The sequence below is a fragment of the uncultured Microbacterium sp. genome, from assembly GCF_963521645.1.
Lineage (GTDB): Bacteria > Actinomycetota > Actinomycetes > Actinomycetales > Microbacteriaceae > Microbacterium.
Map to the genome: position 1 here is coordinate 15,606 of NZ_CAUQVQ010000027.1, position 20,266 is coordinate 35,871.

The 20,266-nt window shown below is 69.8% G+C and carries 16 protein-coding genes; 8 read left to right on the plus strand and 8 right to left on the minus strand.

The annotated features are described in order from the left end of the window. Positions 1–110 precede the first annotated feature (110 nt). Positions 111–1,997, plus strand: a complete 1,887-nt coding sequence (locus RWO82_RS08225) for an ABC transporter ATP-binding protein (RefSeq protein ID WP_314425551.1) — start codon at positions 111–113, stop codon at positions 1,995–1,997. Positions 1,998–2,147: 150 nt separating this feature from the next. Here the strand turns inward: RWO82_RS08225 and RWO82_RS08230 are convergent, their stop codons facing one another. Continuing rightward, positions 2,148–4,010, minus strand: coding sequence for a phosphoenolpyruvate carboxykinase (GTP) (locus RWO82_RS08230; RefSeq protein ID WP_314425553.1), 1,863 nt, complete (start codon positions 4,008–4,010; stop codon positions 2,148–2,150). 108 nt (positions 4,011–4,118) lie between these two features. Between RWO82_RS08230 and RWO82_RS08235 the strand changes: the two genes are divergently transcribed. Beyond that, positions 4,119–5,561, plus strand: a complete 1,443-nt coding sequence (locus tag RWO82_RS08235) for a helix-turn-helix domain-containing protein (RefSeq protein ID WP_314425555.1) — start codon at positions 4,119–4,121, stop codon at positions 5,559–5,561. A 19-nt stretch (positions 5,562–5,580) separates the two neighbouring features. Here the strand turns inward: RWO82_RS08235 and RWO82_RS08240 are convergent, their stop codons facing one another. From RWO82_RS08240 to RWO82_RS08255, 4 genes are all read right to left on the minus strand, one after another. Beyond that, positions 5,581–6,642, minus strand: a complete 1,062-nt coding sequence (locus tag RWO82_RS08240) for a winged helix DNA-binding domain-containing protein (RefSeq protein ID WP_314425557.1) — start codon at positions 6,640–6,642, stop codon at positions 5,581–5,583. 130 nt (positions 6,643–6,772) lie between these two features. Further along, positions 6,773–8,221: a glyceraldehyde-3-phosphate dehydrogenase gene (locus RWO82_RS08245; RefSeq protein WP_314425560.1), complete on the minus strand. Its 1,449-nt coding sequence runs from the start codon at positions 8,219–8,221 to the stop codon at positions 6,773–6,775. A 133-nt stretch (positions 8,222–8,354) separates the two neighbouring features. Beyond that, positions 8,355–9,293: an N-acetylmuramic acid 6-phosphate etherase gene (murQ, locus tag RWO82_RS08250; protein WP_314425562.1), complete on the minus strand. Its 939-nt coding sequence runs from the start codon at positions 9,291–9,293 to the stop codon at positions 8,355–8,357. Continuing rightward, a complete protein-coding gene (locus tag RWO82_RS08255) occupies positions 9,283–10,185 on the minus strand; it encodes a BadF/BadG/BcrA/BcrD ATPase family protein (RefSeq protein ID WP_314425564.1) in 903 nt (300 codons plus the stop codon). Before RWO82_RS08255 ends, murQ begins: the two co-directional genes overlap by 11 nt. A gap of 67 nt (positions 10,186–10,252) precedes the next feature. Here RWO82_RS08255 and RWO82_RS08260 point away from each other — a divergent pair, with 67 nt between their 5' ends. Beyond that, entirely contained in the window at positions 10,253–11,131 is an 879-nt protein-coding gene (locus tag RWO82_RS08260) for a MurR/RpiR family transcriptional regulator (RefSeq protein ID WP_314425566.1), read from the plus strand. 3 nt (positions 11,132–11,134) lie between these two features. Here RWO82_RS08260 and RWO82_RS08265 read toward each other — a convergent pair whose 3' ends face one another. After that, complete coding sequence (locus RWO82_RS08265; RefSeq protein WP_314425568.1) at positions 11,135–12,241, minus strand: DUF998 domain-containing protein; 1,107 nt, start codon at positions 12,239–12,241, stop codon at positions 11,135–11,137. A 119-nt stretch (positions 12,242–12,360) separates the two neighbouring features. Here RWO82_RS08265 and RWO82_RS08270 point away from each other — a divergent pair, with 119 nt between their 5' ends. Next, entirely contained in the window at positions 12,361–13,011 is a 651-nt protein-coding gene (locus RWO82_RS08270) for an HAD-IA family hydrolase (protein ID WP_314425570.1), read from the plus strand. A 45-nt stretch (positions 13,012–13,056) separates the two neighbouring features. Here the strand turns inward: RWO82_RS08270 and RWO82_RS08275 are convergent, their stop codons facing one another. Beyond that, positions 13,057–13,494 carry an Lrp/AsnC family transcriptional regulator gene (locus RWO82_RS08275; RefSeq protein ID WP_314425573.1) on the minus strand — a complete coding sequence of 146 codons (438 nt, stop codon included), beginning with the start codon at positions 13,492–13,494 and terminating at the stop codon, positions 13,057–13,059. A 150-nt stretch (positions 13,495–13,644) separates the two neighbouring features. Between RWO82_RS08275 and RWO82_RS08280 the strand changes: the two genes are divergently transcribed. The 4 genes from RWO82_RS08280 to RWO82_RS08295 all read left to right on the plus strand — a co-directional run bounded on the left by RWO82_RS08280 (position 13,645) and on the right by RWO82_RS08295 (position 18,574). Then, entirely contained in the window at positions 13,645–14,742 is a 1,098-nt protein-coding gene (locus RWO82_RS08280) for a thiamine pyrophosphate-dependent enzyme (RefSeq protein WP_314425576.1), read from the plus strand. Then, positions 14,742–15,770: an alpha-ketoacid dehydrogenase subunit beta gene (locus tag RWO82_RS08285; protein ID WP_314425579.1), complete on the plus strand. Its 1,029-nt coding sequence runs from the start codon at positions 14,742–14,744 to the stop codon at positions 15,768–15,770. The genes RWO82_RS08280 and RWO82_RS08285 overlap by 1 nt, the downstream gene beginning before the upstream one ends. Continuing rightward, entirely contained in the window at positions 15,767–17,107 is a 1,341-nt protein-coding gene (locus RWO82_RS08290; protein WP_314425582.1) for a dihydrolipoamide acetyltransferase family protein, read from the plus strand. The genes RWO82_RS08285 and RWO82_RS08290 overlap by 4 nt, the downstream gene beginning before the upstream one ends. 147 nt (positions 17,108–17,254) lie before the next feature. Beyond that, on the plus strand, positions 17,255–18,574 hold the full coding sequence (locus RWO82_RS08295) for an MFS transporter (protein ID WP_314425584.1): 1,320 nt from the start codon (positions 17,255–17,257) through the stop codon (positions 18,572–18,574). A 58-nt stretch (positions 18,575–18,632) separates the two neighbouring features. Here RWO82_RS08295 and RWO82_RS08300 read toward each other — a convergent pair whose 3' ends face one another. Beyond that, positions 18,633–19,934, minus strand: a complete 1,302-nt coding sequence (locus tag RWO82_RS08300) for a hypothetical protein (protein WP_314425585.1) — start codon at positions 19,932–19,934, stop codon at positions 18,633–18,635. Positions 19,935–20,266: the final 332 nt, after the last annotated feature.

Sequence of the window (20,266 nt, forward strand, 5' to 3'; positions counted from 1 at the left end):
CAGGCCGCCCACCGCCGCTTCGGCAGACACTGACCCCATACAGCCCATCCACAGAATCGGTCCGCGCAGCAAGTACGGTCGAACTACCCCTTTTCAGAACGAGGTCCCGCATGTCCAGCACGGCGACATCACGCCGACGCGGCCGCGGCGCGCAGCAGGATGGTCCGCGCGCCACGTTCCGCCAGCTCCTCCCCTTCCTCTTCGAACACAAGCGCACGCTGATCGTCGTCGCGGTGCTCAGCGTGGTCGGCGCCGCGACCTCGCTCGTGCAGCCGCTTCTGGTGGGTCAGGTCATCGAAGCCGTGCAGAGCGACACCGGGATCGGGATCCTCGTGTGGCTGCTGGTCGGCTTCGTGGTCGTGTCGTCGATCATCTCCGGCTTCCAGCACTATCTGCTGCAGCGCACCGGCACCGCCGTCGTGTACTCGAGCCGGCGCAAGCTGATCGCCCGCATCCTGCACCTGCCCACCTCCGAGTTCGATGCGCGCCGCACCGGCGACCTCGTGTCTCGCGTGGGCACCGACACGACGCTGCTCTATGCCGTGCTCACCCAGGGTCTCGCAGACGCCGTGGGCAGCGCCGTGCTCTTCATCGGCGCCCTGATCGCGATGCTGGTGATCGATCCCGTGCTCCTGCTGCTCATCGTCGTGGTGATCGGCATCTCGGTCGCCGTCGTCGTCCTGCTGAGCGGACGCATCCGCAGCGCATCGACCGCACAGCAGGAGAAGGTGGGCGAGTTGGCCTCGGGTGTGGAGCGCGCGGTCGGATCGATCCGGACGATCCGCGCGTCGGGGGCGACCGAACGAGAGGTCGCCGCCGTCTCGGGCCTGGCGTCCGACGCGTACGGCATCGGCGTGCGCATCGCCAAGATCTCCTCCCTCGTGGTGCCCGTCTCGGGTGTCGCCCTGCAGTTGTCGCTCCTCGTGGTGCTCGGGGTCGGCGGTTTCCGCGTCGCCGCCGGCGCCATCACGATCGCATCGCTGATCGCCTTCATCATGTTCCTCTTCCTCCTGGTGATGCCGCTCGCGACGACCTTCGGAGCCATCACCTCGGTGAACCAGGCCCTCGGCGCGCTCGGTCGCATTCAGGAAGTGCTCGATCTGCCCACCGAATCGCAGGAAGACACGGCTGTCGCTGCAGCGCTGCCGCGCGAGGCCGCGACATCGGACGCCACGGCCATCGAGTTCCGCGACGTGCGCTTCCACTACCCCGCGAACGTCGTCGCCGCCCGACAGGCCGCGGCCAAGGAGGCCCGCACATTGCTCGCCGACGCACACGTGGAATCGGCCGACGCGGAGGCTCCGGCCGTCAGGGACAACGAGGTGCTGCGCGGGGTCTCGTTCTCGGTGCCGCGGGGGGCGCGTGTCGCGCTGGTCGGCCCGAGCGGTGCGGGCAAGAGCACGATCCTCTCGCTCATCGAGCGCTTCTACGACCCCACCGGCGGCTCGATCCGCGTGAACGGACACGACGCCCGCACCTTCCCTCGCGACGAGCTGCGTGCGCAGTTCGGCTACGTCGAGCAGGATGCCCCGACACTCGCGGGAACCCTCGCCGACAACCTCCGCCTCGCGTCGCCGGATGCGTCGGATGCCGAATGCGAGCAGGTCCTGCGCGCCGTCAACCTGGGCGACGTGCTCGAGAGGAACCCCCTGGGGCTCGACGCCCCTGTCGGCGAGGACGGCGTCATGCTCTCGGGCGGCGAGCGTCAGCGTCTCGCGATCGCTCGCGCGCTGCTGACAGACGCCCCGATCCTTCTGCTCGACGAGTCCACCTCATCGCTCGACGGCGTCAACGAACAGCGCATGCGCGAGGCGATCGACGCGGTGTCGACCGATCGCACGCTGATCGTGATCGCGCATCGGCTGTCGACCGTGGTCGACAGCGACCTCATCGTCGTGCTGCAGGACGGCGTGGTCGTGGGCCGCGGCACGCACACCGAGCTCGTGGAGTCGACGCCGCTGTACCGCGACCTCGCGCGACACCAGCTGCTCGCCTGATCGCCGTGGCCGCGAGCCTCACGCACACAGGAATACGCGAAGGCGGGACGCCGGAGACCACTCAGCCATGGGTTCGTCTCCGGTTTCCCGCCTTCGCGGGTCTGGGTGGGGGTGAGGGCGCCGGCTCCCCCGAACCGGCGCCGGTCTGTGTCAGGCCTTGTCGAGCCGGTAGCGCAGGGAGGCCAGTTCGGCGCGCAGCGCTGCGGGGACCTTGTCGCCGAACGTGTCGTAGAACTCCTCGGTGAGGTCGGCCTCGGTCTTCCACGCCTGGGCGTCGACCGAGAACAGCTCCTCGAGATCGGCCTCGGGCACCTCGATGCCGTCGAGATTGAGGTCCGACAGGATCGGCAGCCGGCCGATGGGGCTGTCGACCGTCGCGACCTCACCCGAGATGCGGCGGATGATCCAGTCGACGACCCGCGAGTTGTCGCCGAACCCCGGCCACAGGAATCGGCCGTCGGAGCCGCGGCGGAACCAGTTCACCTGGAAGATGCGCGGCGCACGGTCGAAGCGCAGACCGCGGCCGACGCTCAGCCAATGACCGAAGTAGTCGGCCATGTTGTAACCGCAGAACGGCAGCATCGCGAACGGGTCTCGCCGCAGCTCGCCCACCGTGCCCTCGGCGGCGGCCGTGCGCTCGGACGAGATGTTGGATCCGAGGAACACGCCGTGCGTCCAGTCGGTCGCCTCGACCACCAGCGGCACGTTGGTGGCGCGGCGTCCGCCGAACAGGATGACGTCGAGCGGCACCGCCTCCTCCCAGTCCTCCGAGATCTGCGGGCACTGGGCCGCAGAGACCGTGAACCGGGAGTTGGGATGCGCAGCCGGGCGCCCGGAGTCGGGCGTCCAGTCGTTCCCCTCCCAGTCGATGAGATGGGCGGGCGCCTGATCGGTGAGCCCCTCCCACCACACGTCGCCGTCAGGGCGCAGCGCGACGTTCGTGAAGATCGTGTTTCCCCACAGCGTCTCGACCGCGGTGACGTTCGTCGACTCGCCCGTGCCGGGGGCCACACCGAAGAAGCCCGCTTCGGGGTTGATCGCCCAGAGACGGCCGTCTTCGCCGGGACGGATCCATGCGATGTCATCGCCGAGGGTCTCGACGCGCCATCCCGGGATGGTCGGTCGCAGCATCGCGAGGTTGGTCTTGCCGCACGCCGACGGGAAGGCCGCGGCGACATGGTATGCCTTGCCTGCGGGATCGATCACGCGGATCAGCAGCATGTGCTCGGCCAGCCAGCCCTCATCCCGCGCGATGACGGAGGCGATGCGCAGGGCGAAGCACTTCTTCGCGAGGATCGCGTTGCCGCCGTACCCGGATCCGAACGAGTACACCTCGAGGGTCTCGGGGAAGTGGACGATGTACTTGTCGTCGTTGCAGGGCCACTCGACATCCGGCTGACCCGCCGCGAGCGGTGCGCCGACCGAATGCACGGTCTTGACCCACGGGGCTCCCTCGGCGATGCGGCGGGTGACCTCCGTGCCCACGCGTGTCATGATGCCGATCGACGCGACGGCGTACGCGCTGTCGGTGACCTGCACGCCGATGTGCGAGAGCGGTCCTCCGACCGGCCCCATCGAGAACGGCACGACGAACATCGTGCGGCCGCGCATCGACCCCTCGAAGATCTGGGTCATCTTCTCGCGCATCTCGGCCGGCGGCGCCCAGTTGTTGGTCGGTCCGGCGTCTTCCTCGCGCTCGGAGGAGATGAAGGTGCGCCCCTCGGTGCGCGCGACGTCGCTGGGGTGCGAGCGCGCCAGGTACGAGCCGGGCCGCCACTCGGGGTTGAGCTTGATCAGCTTGCCCTCGTCGACGAGTCCTCGCAGCAGCCAGTCGTTCTCGGCACGCGACCCGTCGACCCAGTGGATCGACGCGGGCTGAGTGAGGGCCGCGATCTCGTCCACCCAGGCGACCAGCTCCGCCATGGCGGGAGTGTCATAGGTCGGAGCCGCGCCGAACGTGCGGGCGGGTGCGACGGATGCGGTGCGAGGGGTGAAGACATCGGCGAGCGCCATGACTGCTCCTTCGAAGTAGGGGGCGTTGCATCAATCTTCTCCGCTTCGCGACATACTTTCCGGCGATATGCCGCATAAGAATCGCCATTCTTTCGCTATCATCAAGGAATGGTCAGCACCGGCATCCACCTCACGACCCTCGGTCACCGCATTCGCCACCATCGCCTCGAGAAGGGGTTCACGCTCGACGAGCTGGGCGCCGCCGTCGGCGTCGCGGGGTCGCAGCTGAGTCTGATCGAGAACGGCAAGCGCGAGCCCAAGCTCTCGCTTCTGCAGGCGATCGCGCAGGCGACCGGCACCGAGGTCACCGACCTCATCTCCGACGAGCCGCCGAATCGACGCGCCGCACTGGAGATCGAGCTCGAACGTGCGCAGGCGAGCCCCGTGTTCCGTCAGCTCGGGATCGCCCCCGTGCGGGTCACCAAGGGAGTGAGCGACGAGACCATCGAATCGGTGCTGGGCCTGCACCGTGAGCTCCAGCGGCGCGAGCGCGAGGCCATCGCCACCCCCGAGGAGGCGCGCCGCGCGAACACCGAGCTGCGCCTGCGCATGAGGGCCCAGCACAACTACCTCGCCGACATCGAGAAATTGGCCGAGAAGCAGCTGCGTTCGGCAGGACACGTGCAGGGGGCGCTCACACATCGCACGGTGAGCATCATGGCCGAGAAGCTGGGATTCGAGCTGATCTACGTGAACGATCTGCCCCACTCGACGCGGTCGGTGACCGACCTCGAGAACGGTCGCATCTACCTTCCGCCCGCCTCCATCCCCGGCGGACACGGGCTGCGTTCCATGGCCCTGCAGGCCATGGCGCATCGCCTTTTGGGTCACACCCCGCCCACGGACTACGCCGACTTCCTGCAGCAGCGACTCGAGATCAACTACTACGCCGCCAGCTGCCTGATGCCGGAGACGGCCGCCGTCGCCTTTCTCACGCAGGCCAAGAAGGACCGCAACCTCGCGGTCGAGGACTTCCGCGACGCGTTCGGGGTCACCCACGAGGCGGCGGGCATGCGCATGACCAACCTGCTCACCCAGCACCTCGGCATGGCCCTGCACTTCCTGCGCGTGGACGAGACCGGCGCCATCACACGCGTGTACGAGAACGACGACCTGCCCCTGCCGATGGACGTCACCGGAGCCGTCGAGGGGCAGCGGGTGTGCCGGAAGTTCCAGGCGCGCGCGGCGTTCACCCAGCAGAACCGCACCAACGAGCATCACCAGTACACCGACACGCCGTCGGGCACGTTCTGGTGCTCCACCCAGACCGGCGCCTCGACCGACGGCGAGTTCTCGATCACGGTCGGCGTGCCCTTCGACGACGCACGGTGGTGGCGGGGACGGGAGACGACGGATCGCGCCGTGTCGACGTGCCCGGACGAGGCATGCTGCCGCCGCCCCTCGGCCGATCTCACCGAGCGCTGGAACGGCAAGGCATGGCCCAGCGCGCGCGTGCACACGCACATGTTCTCGCCGCTCCCCCGCGGCGCCTTCCCCGGGGTCGACGACAACGAGGTGTACAACTTCCTCGGCCGTCACGCGAGCGAGTGAGCGGCGCCCGTCACACGGCTCAGCCGCGGATGAAGCGATCGAAGCGGGCGAGCGCCGCGTGCACGGCATCCGCGTCGACCGTGGCGGCGTCTGCTGCGCTCCCGAACAGCTCGGGCGCCGACCCGAGAGCCGCACTCGCGTGCGTCCAGCATCCGATCACCCGGCCGTCTGCGACGATCGTCGCCCGCACCATGCCGTTGGCGCCGGGACCGACGAGCGCGAGGTGCTCGGGGGCGCACACCGCCGAACGGTCGGCGTACGAGATGTAGTACTCGTCGAAGACCCCGAGCGCGAGCACCCGCGACGCGACCGCCGACCGCCGAGGGCGCCGTGCGGCCGCGAAGACGCCGTCTTCGACTTCGACGATCCTCCCGAAGGCCCGGTCGCGAGCCTCACGCGACTGGCCCAGAGTGAGCCCCGACCACCAGGCGAAGTCCGCGACCTCGGCCGGTCCGTGCCCGTCGACGTAGCGCACGAAGAGCTCGGCGAGCGGATCGTGAGGCGCCTCATGCTCTCGGATGTGCTGCTCGACGAGCACGAACCGCTGCTCTCTGGCCACGCCCTCACGCCGGACCACCGGCCCCTGGCAGATCACCCCGTCGAGCGTGAGCTCGCTCAGCACGTGGATGCCGCGCTGCCCGCCCGGGTCGATGCCCAGGCCGGCGAACACCTCGAACATCTCGGAGCGGGTGAGCCCTCCGTCGCGCAGACGCGGCACGACCGCAGCCACGACCGCCGCGATCATCGGCGCGTCGATGCCGAGAGCGCGTCGGCGTCCGGCCGCCTGCTGCCGCTGGCGCTCGGCGGTCACCGACAGCACCCACCGCAGGTCGCGCGCCGGGACGATGTGCAGCGTGCCGCGCATCGTCCACGCCCGCACCAGGTCGCCGCGGTCGAACGCACGATCCACCGTTCGCACGGTCGACTCGCCGCGGGTTCGCGACGCCAGGGCCCACCGTCCGGCGGTGAAGTCCTGGCTCTGCACCGCGAGCATGTGGGCGGCGGCATCGGTCACCGAGGGCGCCGGGGCGCTGAGGCGATGCGAACGGAGCCGCTCCGCGCGCAGAGTCTCGGTCTTCATGCCCTCATCATGCCGGGAACCTGCGACACACGCCGGAGAACGCGGACGACCCGAGCATCGGTCGGCGAGTCGAGGCGAGACGCGCCGAGTCCGACCGTCCACGTCTGCGTTCTCCGGCCCGCGACCAGGCTCAGCTCTGCAGGGTCACTTCGCGACGCTCCGGGAGCACGATCGGGTGCGAGCCGGCCATGACCTCGAGCACGCGGATCACCTGGCACGAGTACCCGTACTCGTTGTCGTACCAGACGTAGAGCACGACGTCGGTGTCGTTCGCGATGGTCGCGAGGCCATCGACGATGCCGGCACGGTGCGAGCCGACGAAGTCCGTCGAGACGACCTCCGGGCTCTCGACGTAGTCGATCTGCTGCCGCAGCTTCGAGTGCAGCGACACGCGGCGCAGGTAGTCGTTCAGCTCGTCCTTCACCGCCGGTCGTTCCAGGCTCAGGTGCAGCACGGCCAGCGAGACGTCGGGCGTCGGCACGCGGATGGCCGAGCCGGTGAGCTTGCCCTCGAGCTCGGGGAGCGCGCGCGCCACGGCCTTGGCGGCCCCGGTCTCGGTGATCACCATGTTGAGCACCGCCGAGCGACCGCGACGATCGCCGCTGTGGAAGTTGTCGATCAGGTTCTGGTCGTTCGTGAACGAGTGCACGGTCTCGACGTGGCCCCGCACGATGCCGTAGGCCTCATCGACCGCCTTGAGCACCGGCGTGATCGCGTTCGTGGTGCACGACGCCGCCGTGATGATGCGGTCGTCGGGACCGATCGTGCCGTCGTTGATGCCGTGCACGATGTTCTTCAGCGAGCCCTTGCCCGGTGCCGTCAGCAGGACGCGAGCGACGCCGGTCGACTCCAGGTGGCGGCTGAGACCGGCCTCGTCACGCCAGCGCCCCGTGTTGTCGACGACGATCGCGTCGTGGATGCCGTACGCGGTGTAGTCGATCGTCGAAGGGTCATCGGAGTAGATGACCTGGATGCGGGTGCCGTTGGCGATGATCTGCTCGGCGTCCTCGTCGACCGTGACGGAACCCGCGAACCGACCGTGCACGGAGTCGCGCAGCAGCAGCGACGCCCGCTTGACGAGGTCGTTCTCGGAGCCTCGGCGCACCACGACGGCCCGCAGTCTCAGTCCGCTGCCGCCGCCGGTGTGGGCGATCAGGATGCGCGCGAGCAGTCGACCGATGCGTCCGAAGCCGTAGAGCACGACATCGGTGGGGGCCGCCGCGACCGCGCCGACCGCCGGTGCGAGCGCCTCGGCCAGGTATGCGTCGAGCGGCAGGTCGCTGTCTTCGTGGCCCGCGGCGAGCCTCGCCAGGTCGAGCGACGACGCGCCGGGACCGAGTGCGTGGACGCCCTCGAGCACGGCCAGGGTGTCGTCGACGGCGAGCTGCTCGTGCCCGAGCTGCGCGACCCTGTCGTGCACCTCGACGATGCCCGTGGCCGAGAGACCGAGCAGCCGGTGCCCGTGCAGAGACGTCACGACGTCTCTCTCCCGTTTGAGTGCACCGATGAGCGGGATCATCCGCTCGGCCAGTTCTTCTCTCGCCGTCCAGTCGTCGTGGGGTGCGGCGGTTGCGTTCATCTGCGTCCTTGCATGTGTGAGCGCGCCGAGGTCGCCGGCGCGCGAGATTGCCGGGTGAGCTTCGGGGGATGCCTCCAGGGTACGCGTCCCTCGCCGACCTTCCGAAATCGCCGGGCTCGTGGTCGCGGGAGCGTCAGCTCCGGGAGAGGGAGTCGATCGCGACGCGGAGGATGCCGTCCGACTCGCGCAGCGCGTGCGACGCCTCAGCGGCCGACGCCCCTGCGGCCAGCATCAGGATCGCGAGCTTGACCGATCCCCCGGCTTCGGCGAGCGCGTCCGCCGCCGTCTCGACATCACGGCCGGTGAGTTCGGTGACGGTGCGGATGGATCGGGCGTGGAGCTTCTCGTTCGTGGCCAGCAGGTCGACCATGACGCCGTGATAGGTCTTGCCGAGCTTGATCATCGACAGAGTGGACAGCATGTTGACGACCATCTTCTGCGCCGTGCCGGACTTCAGGCGCGTCGATCCCGAGATGAACTCCGGCCCGGTCGCGATCTCGATCGGGATCTCGGCGACCGCTCCGATCTCGGATGCCGCGTTCGAGGCGATCGCGATCGTCAGCGCGCCTTCCGCCCGTGCTGCTCGCAATCCGCCGACGACGTAGGGTGTGCGTCCCGACGCCGAGATGCCGACGACGGTGTCGAGTGCGCAGAGTCCGATCTCCCGCAGCGAGACTCCTGCCGCCTCCTCGTCGTCCTCGGCGTTCTCCACCGCGGAGCGGACCGCCGCCTCGCCGCCGGCGATCAGTCCGACGACCATCGAGGGGTCGGTGCCGAAGGTGGGCGGACACTCGCTCGCATCCAGGACCCCCACGCGTCCCGCGGTGCCGGCGCCGATGTAGATCAGGCGCCCGCCACGCCGGAAGCGCGCCGTGATCCCGTCGACGGCGGCGGCGATCTCGGCGGTGCGGGTGGCGACCGCCTCCGCCACGCGGGCGTCTTCGGCGTTCATCCTGCGCACGAGATCGGTCGTGTCGAGGAGATCGAGGTCTCCGCGGTCGGTGGCGGAGGCCTCGGTTCCGAGCCCTCCGAGCACGTCGAGGAGGGCGTTCAGACGGTCGTCAGTCGGCACGATGCACGAACCTTTCATGAGGGAGATCGGTGCGCTCCGCGAGCAGGCGGGCGCCGTCGAGGGCGTCGCCCAGGGTCGGGGCCACGGCGAGCCCCGCGCGGCGAAGAGAGGTCTCGAGCTCTGCGCGGAACCAGGCGTGATCGGTCAGTCCGCCGTGCAGAGCCACCGTGCCGGAGTGCGAAGAGGCGGAGACGGCAGAGCGCGTGAGCAGTCGCACCGCCTCCGATGCGATGCCCGACGCGACGGCATCCGCCGACTCGGCCGCTTGCAGCACCAGGGGCGCGAGTGAGGCGAGTCTTCGCGCGAGCGGCTCATCCCCCGAAATCCACTGCGGGATGCCGTCGGGCTCGCCGACGGTCGTGCGGAGCAGACCGGTGAGCGCGGTGTCCTCCCCGGTGCCGGCCGACGCATGCAGGACAGCCCGGAGGGCTTCACGACCGAACCAGGACCCGCTGCCGAGATCACCGAGTTCCGGACCCCATCCGTCGCGCAGACGCGCCCCTCGCGCATCGATGCCGAGCGCCGCTGCGCCCGTGCCCGCGATCAGCAGCACACCCTCGCCGCCACCCAGCGCGCCGGCATGCGCCGCGACGACATCCGAGGCGACGACGGCACGCGTCCCCGTGGCAGCGACGAGTTCCCGTGCGAGCTCGGCGGCGGCTTCCGGGGCCGCCCACGCACCGGCCGCGCCGACGCTCACCACTGACGGCGACGAGCGCAGCGACTCGATCGCGGGCAGGATCGCGGCGCGCGCCGCCTCCACTCCCCCGCGCGCCGAAAGGCCGGGAGAGCCGACGCCGTCGTGCACGACCGTGCGCTCAGGATCGAGCAGAACCGCTCGGCATCGTGATTTGCCGAGGTCGACGGCGAGGGCGACGGTGACATCAGGCATGAAAATAGTCTACGCATTGCGCACTGATCATGAAAGAATTGTTCAGCATTCCGCAGGCGGGAGAACGATGAGCATTCAGACGAGGATCGCGGCGGCGACCGACACGATGTCGCCGTCGCTCGCCGGGATCGCGCGCGTGGTCGCTCGGACGCCGTCGATCGTGGTGGACAGCACCATCACCGAGCTCGCGGCGACCTGCGGGACGTCGGTCGCGTCCGTCATCCGCTTCTGCCGCGCCATCGGGGTCGACGGCTACGCCGCGCTGCGCATGGCGGTGGCCGCCGAGCTCGGTCGCGAGTCCGCTCAGTTCGGGGCGTCGGCGTCGTTCGGGTCGGAGATCTCGGCCGCCGACTCGCTCCGCGAGGCGACCGCGAAGATCGCCGCCCTCGAGCTCCTGGCCATCGAGGAGACGATCGCCTCTCTCGACTACGACGCTCTCGCCGGCGCGGTCGACGCCGTCGACGCGGCGGACAGGATCGTGCTGTTCGGGGTCGGCGCGAGCCGTCTGGCCGCCGGCGACCTCGGCCAGAAGCTGCTCCGCATCGGACGACTCGCCGTGGTGGCCACGGACTCGCACGAAGCGGCCACCGTCGCCGCGCTCGGCAGCCCTGCGTCCGTCGCGATCGGGTTGTCGCACTCGGGGACGACGCGGGAGACCGTGTCGTTCCTGCGCACCGCTCACGCCGCCGGGAGCGCGACGGTGGCCGTGACCGGAAGCACATCGTCGCCTCTGGCCGACGCAGCGGATCACGTGCTGCTGACCCGCGCGCGCGAGCCGCGCCTGCGTGCGGGCGCCATGGTCAGCCGCATGGCACAGCTCGCGGTCGTCGACTGCCTGTTCGTCGGCATCGGTCAACGGCGTCACGACGCGGCGGTCGACGCGCTGCAGCGCACGGCCGAGGCCACGTCGACGCTCAACCGCCCCGACGCCGCAGACGTCGGCTGAGGCTCACACCTCGACGACCTCGTGTCGCGCCACCGCGACCACCGAGCCGGCTGTGCGCAGGAAGACGATGATCCAGCTGAAGATCAGCACCGCCGCGATCAGTTCGACCGCGGTGAGGTTGTAGTAGCCGGTCGCGAAGAACACCGCCAGCAGCACGATGACCAGCACGTAGGCCCAGCCGAGACCGACGAACACCCTGGGCATGGTCGGCAGCCACCACGGCAGGCCCACCACGACCACGGCGAAGACCACCGCCATCCCGGTGGCGACCGTGTTGTGCACGACGAAGAACTCGTCGACCGGGAACACCCCGACGCACGCGAGGAAGACGCCGAGGAGGATGAGGCCACCGCGTACGACCGTGCGGCCCCGCCGATCGGCCGGCGCACTGTGCGGTAGTCCCGCGGTGGCGTAGCGCGCGATGGTGGTGACCATGACGCCGGCGATGATGAGGGTGAGGTTGAACGCGAGCGATGCGCTGTTGCTGCTCATCCCCAGCGCCGAGAGGTTGTCGCGCCACCAGTCCACGTCGCTGGACGCGAGCATCGCCGCGAACGCGCCGACGACGAGGAAGACCGCGAGCACGAGCGAGAGCACCACGGGAGTCAGGGCCACGGCACTGAGGAAGCACACGTACGCCGTGAGCGCGAAGGCCACGGCGACCAGAACGGCTCCGGGGAAGGGGAAGACGGGAGCGCCCGTGAAGCTGCGCTCGAGCAGCTCGGCGATCCCGATCCAGCCCAGGTACGCGATCGCCGCGTGCGCGAAGGCGATGGCCGCCAGGTCATACCAGCGCAGACGGTCGCCCGGCACGCTGAAGCCGTCGCGGATCGCGGTCGGGTCGAGCCGTTCCGGACGCACCGCGAGTCGTCCGACGGCGAAGCTGACGGCGGCGGTGGCCGCACCCCCGATCGCCGCGAACTGCCCGATCGACCCCGATCCACTGATGGCGAGCTCTCGCCCCCAGAACGCCGGGAGGGCGATGACGACACCGGCCAGCAGGAAAGATGCGCCGACGATGAGCGCAGTCGCCTCGTACACGGCCTGCGAGGCATCGGGTCCCCGCAGCCGGCGCAGCACGCCCATGACCTTCTCGCCGATGCTCCTCATGACTCCCCCTTCCGAGAGTTCTCTGACAGAAGTATGTCGGCTGAGCCGGTCGTCGTGGGCGACCGCGGCGCTCAGCACCCGCACGGTGAACGCATGCGGCGCCGCAGTACGCTGACACGATGACCGAGACGATCTCCGCCCGCGCCCTCCTGCTCGACATGGACGGCACTCTCGTCGACTCGACGGCCGTGGTCGAGCGGCTGTGGCTCGCCTGGGCCGAGCCGCACGGCATCGACCCCACGACGGTGCTGAGCGTGGTGCACGGTCGTCAGGGTCACCAGAGCATGGCGATCATGCTCCCCGAGCGCGACCACTCGATCAACCTGACGGAGAACCGCGAGATGCTCGCGCGGGAGGCCGGAGACGTCGACGGCGTGATCGAGGTCGCCGGGGCCGCGGCGTTCCTCGACAGCCTGCGCGGGCACCCCCACGCGATCGTCACCTCGGCGGATGTGCGGCTCATGACCGCGCGCATGCAGGCCGCGGGCCTGACGGTGCCCCCCATCGCCGTGACCGCCGAGAGCGTCTCCGCGTCGAAGCCCGACCCCGAAGGATTCCTGCTCGGGGCGACACTCGTCGGGGCCGACCCGGCCGACTGCATCGTGTTCGAGGATTCAGCAGCGGGCATCCAGGCTGCGCACGCCGCGGGGATGCGCGTCGTGGGCGTCGGCCCCCACGCCGTGACGCACTCCCCCGAGTATCACGTCGATGATCTGACGCAGGTCACGGTGGTCGCGGCGGAGCACGGGATCGAGCTCGTGATCCGCTGAGGCGGGGCCGCCGGGCCCGCCTCTCCGACCGCGCGGTTCGACCGATCAGATCAGCGCGGAGTCCTCGAAGATGAGAGTCGTGCGGGTGGAGCGGATCGACGGGATCGCCTGGATGTCTTCCAGGACGATGCGCCGCAGGTCCCGTGCATCGCTCGCGCGCACGAGCAGGATCACGTCGAAGTCCCCGCCCACGAGGGCCATGTGCTCGATCTCGGGGATCGCCCTCAACCGGGCGCTCACGTCCTGCCACGTCGCCTGCTCGATCGCCAGGGTCACGTAGGCGCTCGCGTGATGCCCCAGCAGCACGGGGTCGGTGCGCACCGTGTAGCCCGTGATCACTCCGGCGTCCGTGAGGCGTTTGATGCGGGCATGCGCGCCGGCGCGGGAGATGTGCACGACCTCGGCGATGGACGTCATCGACGCCCTGGCGTCGCGCCGCAGCTCGTCGAGGATCGCGTGATCGGTGTCGTCCAGCGTGATCATGGCACCCCTTCGTCCTTCGCGGAATTCTGACATTTTGTCACGGTGCGCGCGGGGAATCGTGCAATCATCCGCGATTCATTCCGAGTCCTTGGACGAGTGCACGGAGGCGCGCATGCTGGCCTCATCAGGTTCGGCAAGGAGGGCGAACGGATGGAACACGCGACCCTGCTCCCGCGCGATGCGGCGGTGCAGCTCATCGATCCCGACGGCAGGACCGTCGCCGACGATCTCTACGCCGTCCCCGACGACGCATCGCTGCTCACCGCTTACCGCGGCCTCGTCGAAGGCCGACGCATCAACGACCAGGCCGGCGCCCTCGTGCGTCAGGGCCGCCTCGCCGTCTATCCGTCGTCGCACGGCCAGGAGGCGTGTCAGATCGGTGCCGCGCTCGCGCTGGCCGACGGCGACTGGCTCTTCCCGACATACCGAGACTCGGTGGCCGTCATCGCTCGCGGCGTCGCGCCGGCCGAGTCCATGGTGCTGCTGAAGGGCGACTGGCACTCGGGCTACGACGTGCGCGCCCACCAGGTCGCCCCGCAGGCGACTCCCCTCGCGACGCAGCTGCTGCACGCCGTCGGCTTCGCCTACGCCGCGATGAAGCGCGGCGAGAGCACGGTCGTGCTCGCCCTGTGCGGTGACGGCGCCACGAGCGAGGGCGACTTCCACGAGGCGATGAACTTCGCCGCCGTATTCCATGTGCCGGTCGTGTTCTTCGTGCAGAACAACGGGTTCGCGATCTCGGTACCGCTCAGTCGGCAGACCGCCGCGCCCTCCCTCGCGCACAAGGCGATCGGGTACGGGATGCCGGGGCAGCGCGTCGACGGCAACGATGTCGCGGCCGTGCTCGCCGTGCTCGGGGAGGCCGTCGGGCGCGCCCGTTCCGGAGGCGGACCGACGCTGGTCGAGGCGCACACGTATCGCATGCAGGCGCACACGAACGCCGACGACGACACCCGCTATCGCGATCGCGAAGAGGTGCGGGCATGGGTCGCCCGAGACCCGCTGACGCGTCTGCGCGCACACCTCCGCGCGACGGGCATCCTCACGGATGACCTCGAGGCCGAGTACGCGTCGGGAGCGGAACGGATCGCCGGAGCGATGCGCGATGCCCTCAACACCGACGCCGACATCGACCCCGAAGACCTCTTCCGCTTCGTGACGGCGACGCGGTCGCCGCAGCGCGAAGAGCAGTGGCAGATGCTCCGGGACGAGATCGGGCGCACGCATGAGACCACCGGAGGTGCATGATGACCATCGCCCACGACGACCTCCGCGCCGACGTGCGCGAGCCGGTCGTGTCCACCCTGAGCATGGCCGCCGCCCTGAACCTGGCGCTCGCCGACGCGATCGAGAACGACCCCGCGGTGGTGGTGTTCGGTGAGGACGTGGGTGCGCTCGGAGGCGTGTTCCGCATCACCGACGGGCTGACCGCGCGGTTCGGCGAGGACCGCTGCTTCGACACCCCGCTCGCCGAGTCCGGCATCGTGGGCACGGCTGTGGGGATGGCGATGAACGGCATGCGCCCCGTGGTCGAGCTGCAGTTCGACGCGTTCGCGCTGCCCGCGTTCGAGCAGATCGTCAGCCACGTCGCGAAACTCGGCAACCGCACGCGCGGCGCGATTCGGATGCCGCTCGTGATCCGCATCCCCTTCGGCGGCGGCATCGGTGGTGTCGAGCACCACTGCGACTCCTCCGAGGCGTACTACGCGCACACGCCCGGACTCACGGTCGTCAGCCCGTCGACCCCGCAGGACGCATACTCGCTCCTGCGAGCGGCGATCGCGTCGCCCGACCCGGTGATCTTCCTCGAGCCCAAGAAGCTGTATTGGACGAAGGGCGAGGTCGACACCTCTGTCACGGTCGACATCGGCGCGGCCCGCATCGCCCGCGAGGGAACCGATGTCACGCTGCTCGCCTACGGGGCCTCGGTCCCCCTCGCCCTCGAGGCCGCCGACGTCGCCGCGTCCGAGGGACGCAGCGTGCAGGTGGTCGACATCCGCTCGCTGTCTCCGTTCGACGATGAGACGGTGACCGCCGCCGTGCGTGCGACCGGACGCGCGGTCGTGATCGCCGAGGCGCCCGGGTACGCGAGCGTCGCCTCCGAGATCCAGGCTCGCGTGTTCGAGCGCTGCTTCGAGTATCTCGAGGCTCCGGTGCGCCGCGTCACCGGCTTCGACACGCCCTATGCCCCGCCCAAGCTCGAGCACTGGTACCTCCCCGACGTCGATCGAGTGCTCGACGCGATCGACTCCCTGCACTGGGAGGACGAGTCGTGACCGCGACGACCGGACGCGTGTTCCGCCTCCCCGATCTCGGAGAAGGCCTCACCGAAGCGGGCCTCGTGCAGTGGCTCGTCTCGGTCGGCGACACGATCGTCACGGATCAGGCGATCGCCGAGGTCGAGACCGCCAAGAGCATCGTCGAGCTGCCTTCGCCGTTCGCGGGCGTGGTCACCGCACTGCACGGTCGACCCGGCGAGACGATCGACGTCGGCGCTCCGGTCCTCGAGGTCGCGGATGACGCTCCCTCCGATGCAGGGGATGCGGAGCGCGCGGCGTACCGAGAAGAGGAGCGCGCGGGGTCGGGCAACGTGCTGATCGGTTACGGCACCTCGGAGCGCGCCACCACGGGTCGGCGGCGCGCGAAAGCGGGTGCGGCGCCCGAGAAGCCCGGCGACCCGAGCACCTCGGAGCCCTCGCCCCGACGGCCCGTCGCCGTGCGCTCCCCGCTCGTGCGGCGTCTCGCCCGCGATCTGGGACTCGACGTGCGCTCCATCACGCCGACCGGGCACGACGGCGCCGTGACTCGGGCCGACGTCCTCGCGGCGGCGGTCGACGATGCGGTCGACGGAGCCGCGGCTCAGCACCGCGGTTCCGATCCAGAGCCGCCTGCGTCGAGCGCCGAGCACATCGACGGGCTCGCCGTGGTCTCCCGCGAGCGGATGTCCCCGTTGCGCAAGGCAGTGAGCGCGCGCCTGACGCGCAGCCGCTCCGAGATCCCCGAGGCCACGGTCTGGGTCGATGTCGATGCCACGGAGCTCTGGGACCTGCGTTCCCGGATGGCACCGGCGGGCGGCAGAGCCCCCTCGCTCACCGCACTCATCGCCCGCTTCGTCGTTCTCGCCCTCGAGGAGCATCCGGTGCTCGCCTCCCGTCTGAGCGACGACGCGTCGGAGATCATCTCGTTCGACGGCATCAATCTGGGCGTGGCCGCCGACACGGAACGAGGTCTGCTGGTGCCGGTGATCCCGCGCGCGCACGAGTTGAGCGTCGAACAGCTCGACGAGGTGCTGCGCGAGTTGTCGGAGACAGCGCGCGCAGGGGCGATGCCTCCCGAGCGCCTGCGCGGGTCGACCTTCACGCTGAACAACTACGGCGGACTCGGCGTCGACGGCTCCGCCGCGATCATCAACCACCCCGATGTCGCGATCCTCGGGATCGGCCGCATCATCGAACGCCCCTGGGTGGTCGATGGCCGGATCGTCGCCCGTCGTATCGCGCAGCTCTCACTCGTGTTCGATCACCGCGTGTGCGACGGCGGGTATGCGGCGCGGTTCCTGCGTCGCGTCGGCGAGCTCATCGAGCATCCGCTGCGCGCCTTCGGGAGGGTCTGAGGTCGTGCGCGCGGTCGCGTCCGTCCCGCACATCTATGCCGACGGGCCCGCCTGCGCTAGCATCGAGCTTTACTGACCGATCATTCGGTAAGTAGCCCGGGCGATGCAGGTCGCCCCTCCCCCTTCCGCAGAACAATGGAGTTCGCAATGACGTCAGCAGTAACCCCTCGCTCCTCGACGGCGAGGATGCCGGCCGAGGAGCGGCGAGTCCTCGCCAGCACGCTGGTCGGCACCTCGATCGAGTGGTACGACTTCTTCATCTATGCCCAGGCCGCCGGCCTCGTGCTCGCCCCGCTCTTCCTCGCGCCCATCGCCGAGGAGAACAAGGGCTTCGCGCAAGTGCTGTCCTTCGCCACCATCGGCATCTCGTTCCTCTTCCGTCCGCTCGGCGCCATCATCGCCGGCCACCTCGGCGACAAGCTCGGTCGCAAACGGATGCTGGTGTTCACCCTCGTGATGATGGGCCTCTCGACCTCCTTGATCGGTCTGCTGCCGACCTATGCCGCGATCGGTGTCGCCGCGCCGGTCCTGCTCATCGTGCTCCGCATCCTGCAGGGCTTCTCGGCCGGAGGCGAGTGGGGCGGAGCAGCGCTCATGGCCGTCGAACACGCGCCGGGCGACCGTCGCGGTCTCTTCGGCGCCTTCCCCCAGATCGGCGTCCCGATCGGCATGATCCTCGCGACCGCCACGCTCTGGGTCTTGACGAGCTCGATGTCGCCCGAGGCGTTCCTCGAGTGGGGATGGCGCATCCCGTTCCTGATGTCGATCGTGCTGATCGCCGTCGGCTACGTCATCCGGCGTGCCGTCGACGAGAGCCCCGTCTTCGAGGACCTCCGTCGCCGCCGGCAGGAGGCCTCGGCCCCGCTGGGTCGCCTGTTCCGCAAGAACACCAAGCAGGTCGTGCTCACCGCGCTCATCTTCATCGGAAACAACGCCGCCGGGTACCTGCTCATCGCGTTCTTCGCCACCTACGCCGTCACGGTCCTCGGCATGGAGCGCCCGCCTGTGCTGCTGGCGACGACGCTCGCCTCGTTCGGGTGGCTGATCTTCACCCTCTGGGGCGGTCATCTCTCGGATCGTCTCGGCCGCGTCCGCACGTTCCAGATCGGGTACATCGCGCTCGCGCTGTGGGCCGTGCCTATGTGGTTCCTGATCGACACGGCGAACATCCTCTGGTACTTCGTGGCCCTGTTCGTCATGACGTTCGCGCTCGGCCTGTCGTACGGTCCGCAGGCTGCGCTCTACGCGGAGATGTTCCTCGCGAACGTCCGCTACTCCGGGGTCTCGATCGGATATGCGCTGGGCGCCATCCTCGGCGGAGCCTTCGCGCCGATGATCGCCGAGTCGCTGATGAATCAGTTCCAGGCTGCCTGGACGATCGGCGTCTACATCGCCGTGACCGCGGTGATCTCCCTGATCGCCGTGTCGGTGGTGAAGGAGACGAAGGGCGTCGATCTGCACGCCTGAGCGCCGAAGTCGAATCCTCACACAGTGGGCCGGTCGGTGATCCGACCGCCCACTGTGCTCACCCGAAGACCGCGCCCTTTCGGGCTGTGGCGTCCTCGACCGTGATGCCGACGATCGTCGAGCCCTCCTCGACGACGTCGCGGTCGGCCTGGAACCGGAAGACCTGGCCGTCACGCGTCGTGACGGCGTAGTAGTCGTCGCCCGACGACGACACATCGACCACGGTTCCCCCGGGGTAGGCGTTCATCGCGTCGGCCACGGATGCGCCGAGGCGGATCTCGCCGCGCGACGGCAAAGCGGCTCCGTCGTAGGCGGCCCCGTAGAGGCTGCGCTCGTTCCCGACGGTGACCGACCAGACGGTATCGCCTCCCTCGACCGGCTGCACCAGGATCGATCCGGCTCCGTCGGGTGCCACCAGGGTCCACGGCCCGCCGTCGTATTCGGGCTCGACCATCTGCACGTCTTCTCCGGCAGCCGCGAGCGCGGAATCGATCGAGTCGCCGAGGCGCAGCGGGCCGACACCTCCGACCCCGATCTGCCAGTCGCTCCACACCGAGCCCTGGTCGCCGGACGGGTCGGGCTCGGCGCTCGGCGGGTTCTCGGTGAGCGCCTCGATCAGTCCCTCACGCGCCTCGACCGCGCGGGACTGCAGCAGCACAGCGGCCGCCTCGGCATCGACGGGGCGCTCTCCGGAGAGGGGCTGTGACAGCTGCACGATCACGTTCCCGGTCGAGGCGAATGCGTCGACCGACCGCCAGCCCAGTCCGGCGTCGACCAGCGTCCCCGCGAACGCTCGCACGCCGTCGGCCTCCGGGGGAATCACGGCGTCGAAGGTTACGGTCCCCTGTTTGTCGAACTCGGCGCACTGCTCGGCGGCCTGCAGCAGCTGATCCATGCGGCCTTGCGCCTGTGCCTCGTCGGCGAACTGCAGGATCCTCAGCGCGCCGAACCCGTAGGTCGGATCGGTCGGCACCTTCCACGCGATCGTTCTCGCTCCGACGGTGCCGAGCGACTGCTCGGCGTAGAGGACATCGCAGATCAGCGGATCCGCTGGGAGGCCTCCCCCGTCCGACACCTGCTCGAGCACGTCGGAGAGGTCGCCGACCTCGGTCGCGTCCGGCAGGAGTCCGGCGATCTCTTCCGGACTGAGCGCGAAGGCACCGAGCTCCTCGCCGACGAACACCACGGGACCGCCGTAGGGCTCCGGGGCCGGAGTCGTCTGCGATGACGAGGGCGAGGGCGAGGGTGACGGAGCACTCTGAGGCGTCGGGGCGCAGGCGGCCAGCACCACCATCGCCCCTATCCCCGTTGCGACCGCTCCGAGCATCCCCCATGCCCGACCCGAGTTGTGAATGTTCATGCACGCCCTCCGACCTCGTCATGTCTCCGGGGGAGTCCCCCCTGGCCGGAGCTTACGGGCGCGCAGCCGTCGGGGCCAGGGCACCTCACATGTCGATATCAGAATGAGAGGGCGTCCATGCCTCGCATCGCATACGACTGCGTCGGATCTCGTCGATGCCTCTCACTCGGGGCCGAGGACGGCGGACGCGGCGTGACGAGCCTCGTCCGTCGTCGCGGCGCGCAGTGCGGCCTGCGCGGCGGCGGCGCACTGCTCGCCCGTGACCTCGGCGAGCGCCGCCGACACGGGGCCTAGTGCACGGGGCGCAATCGACAGCGACGTGACTCCGAGGC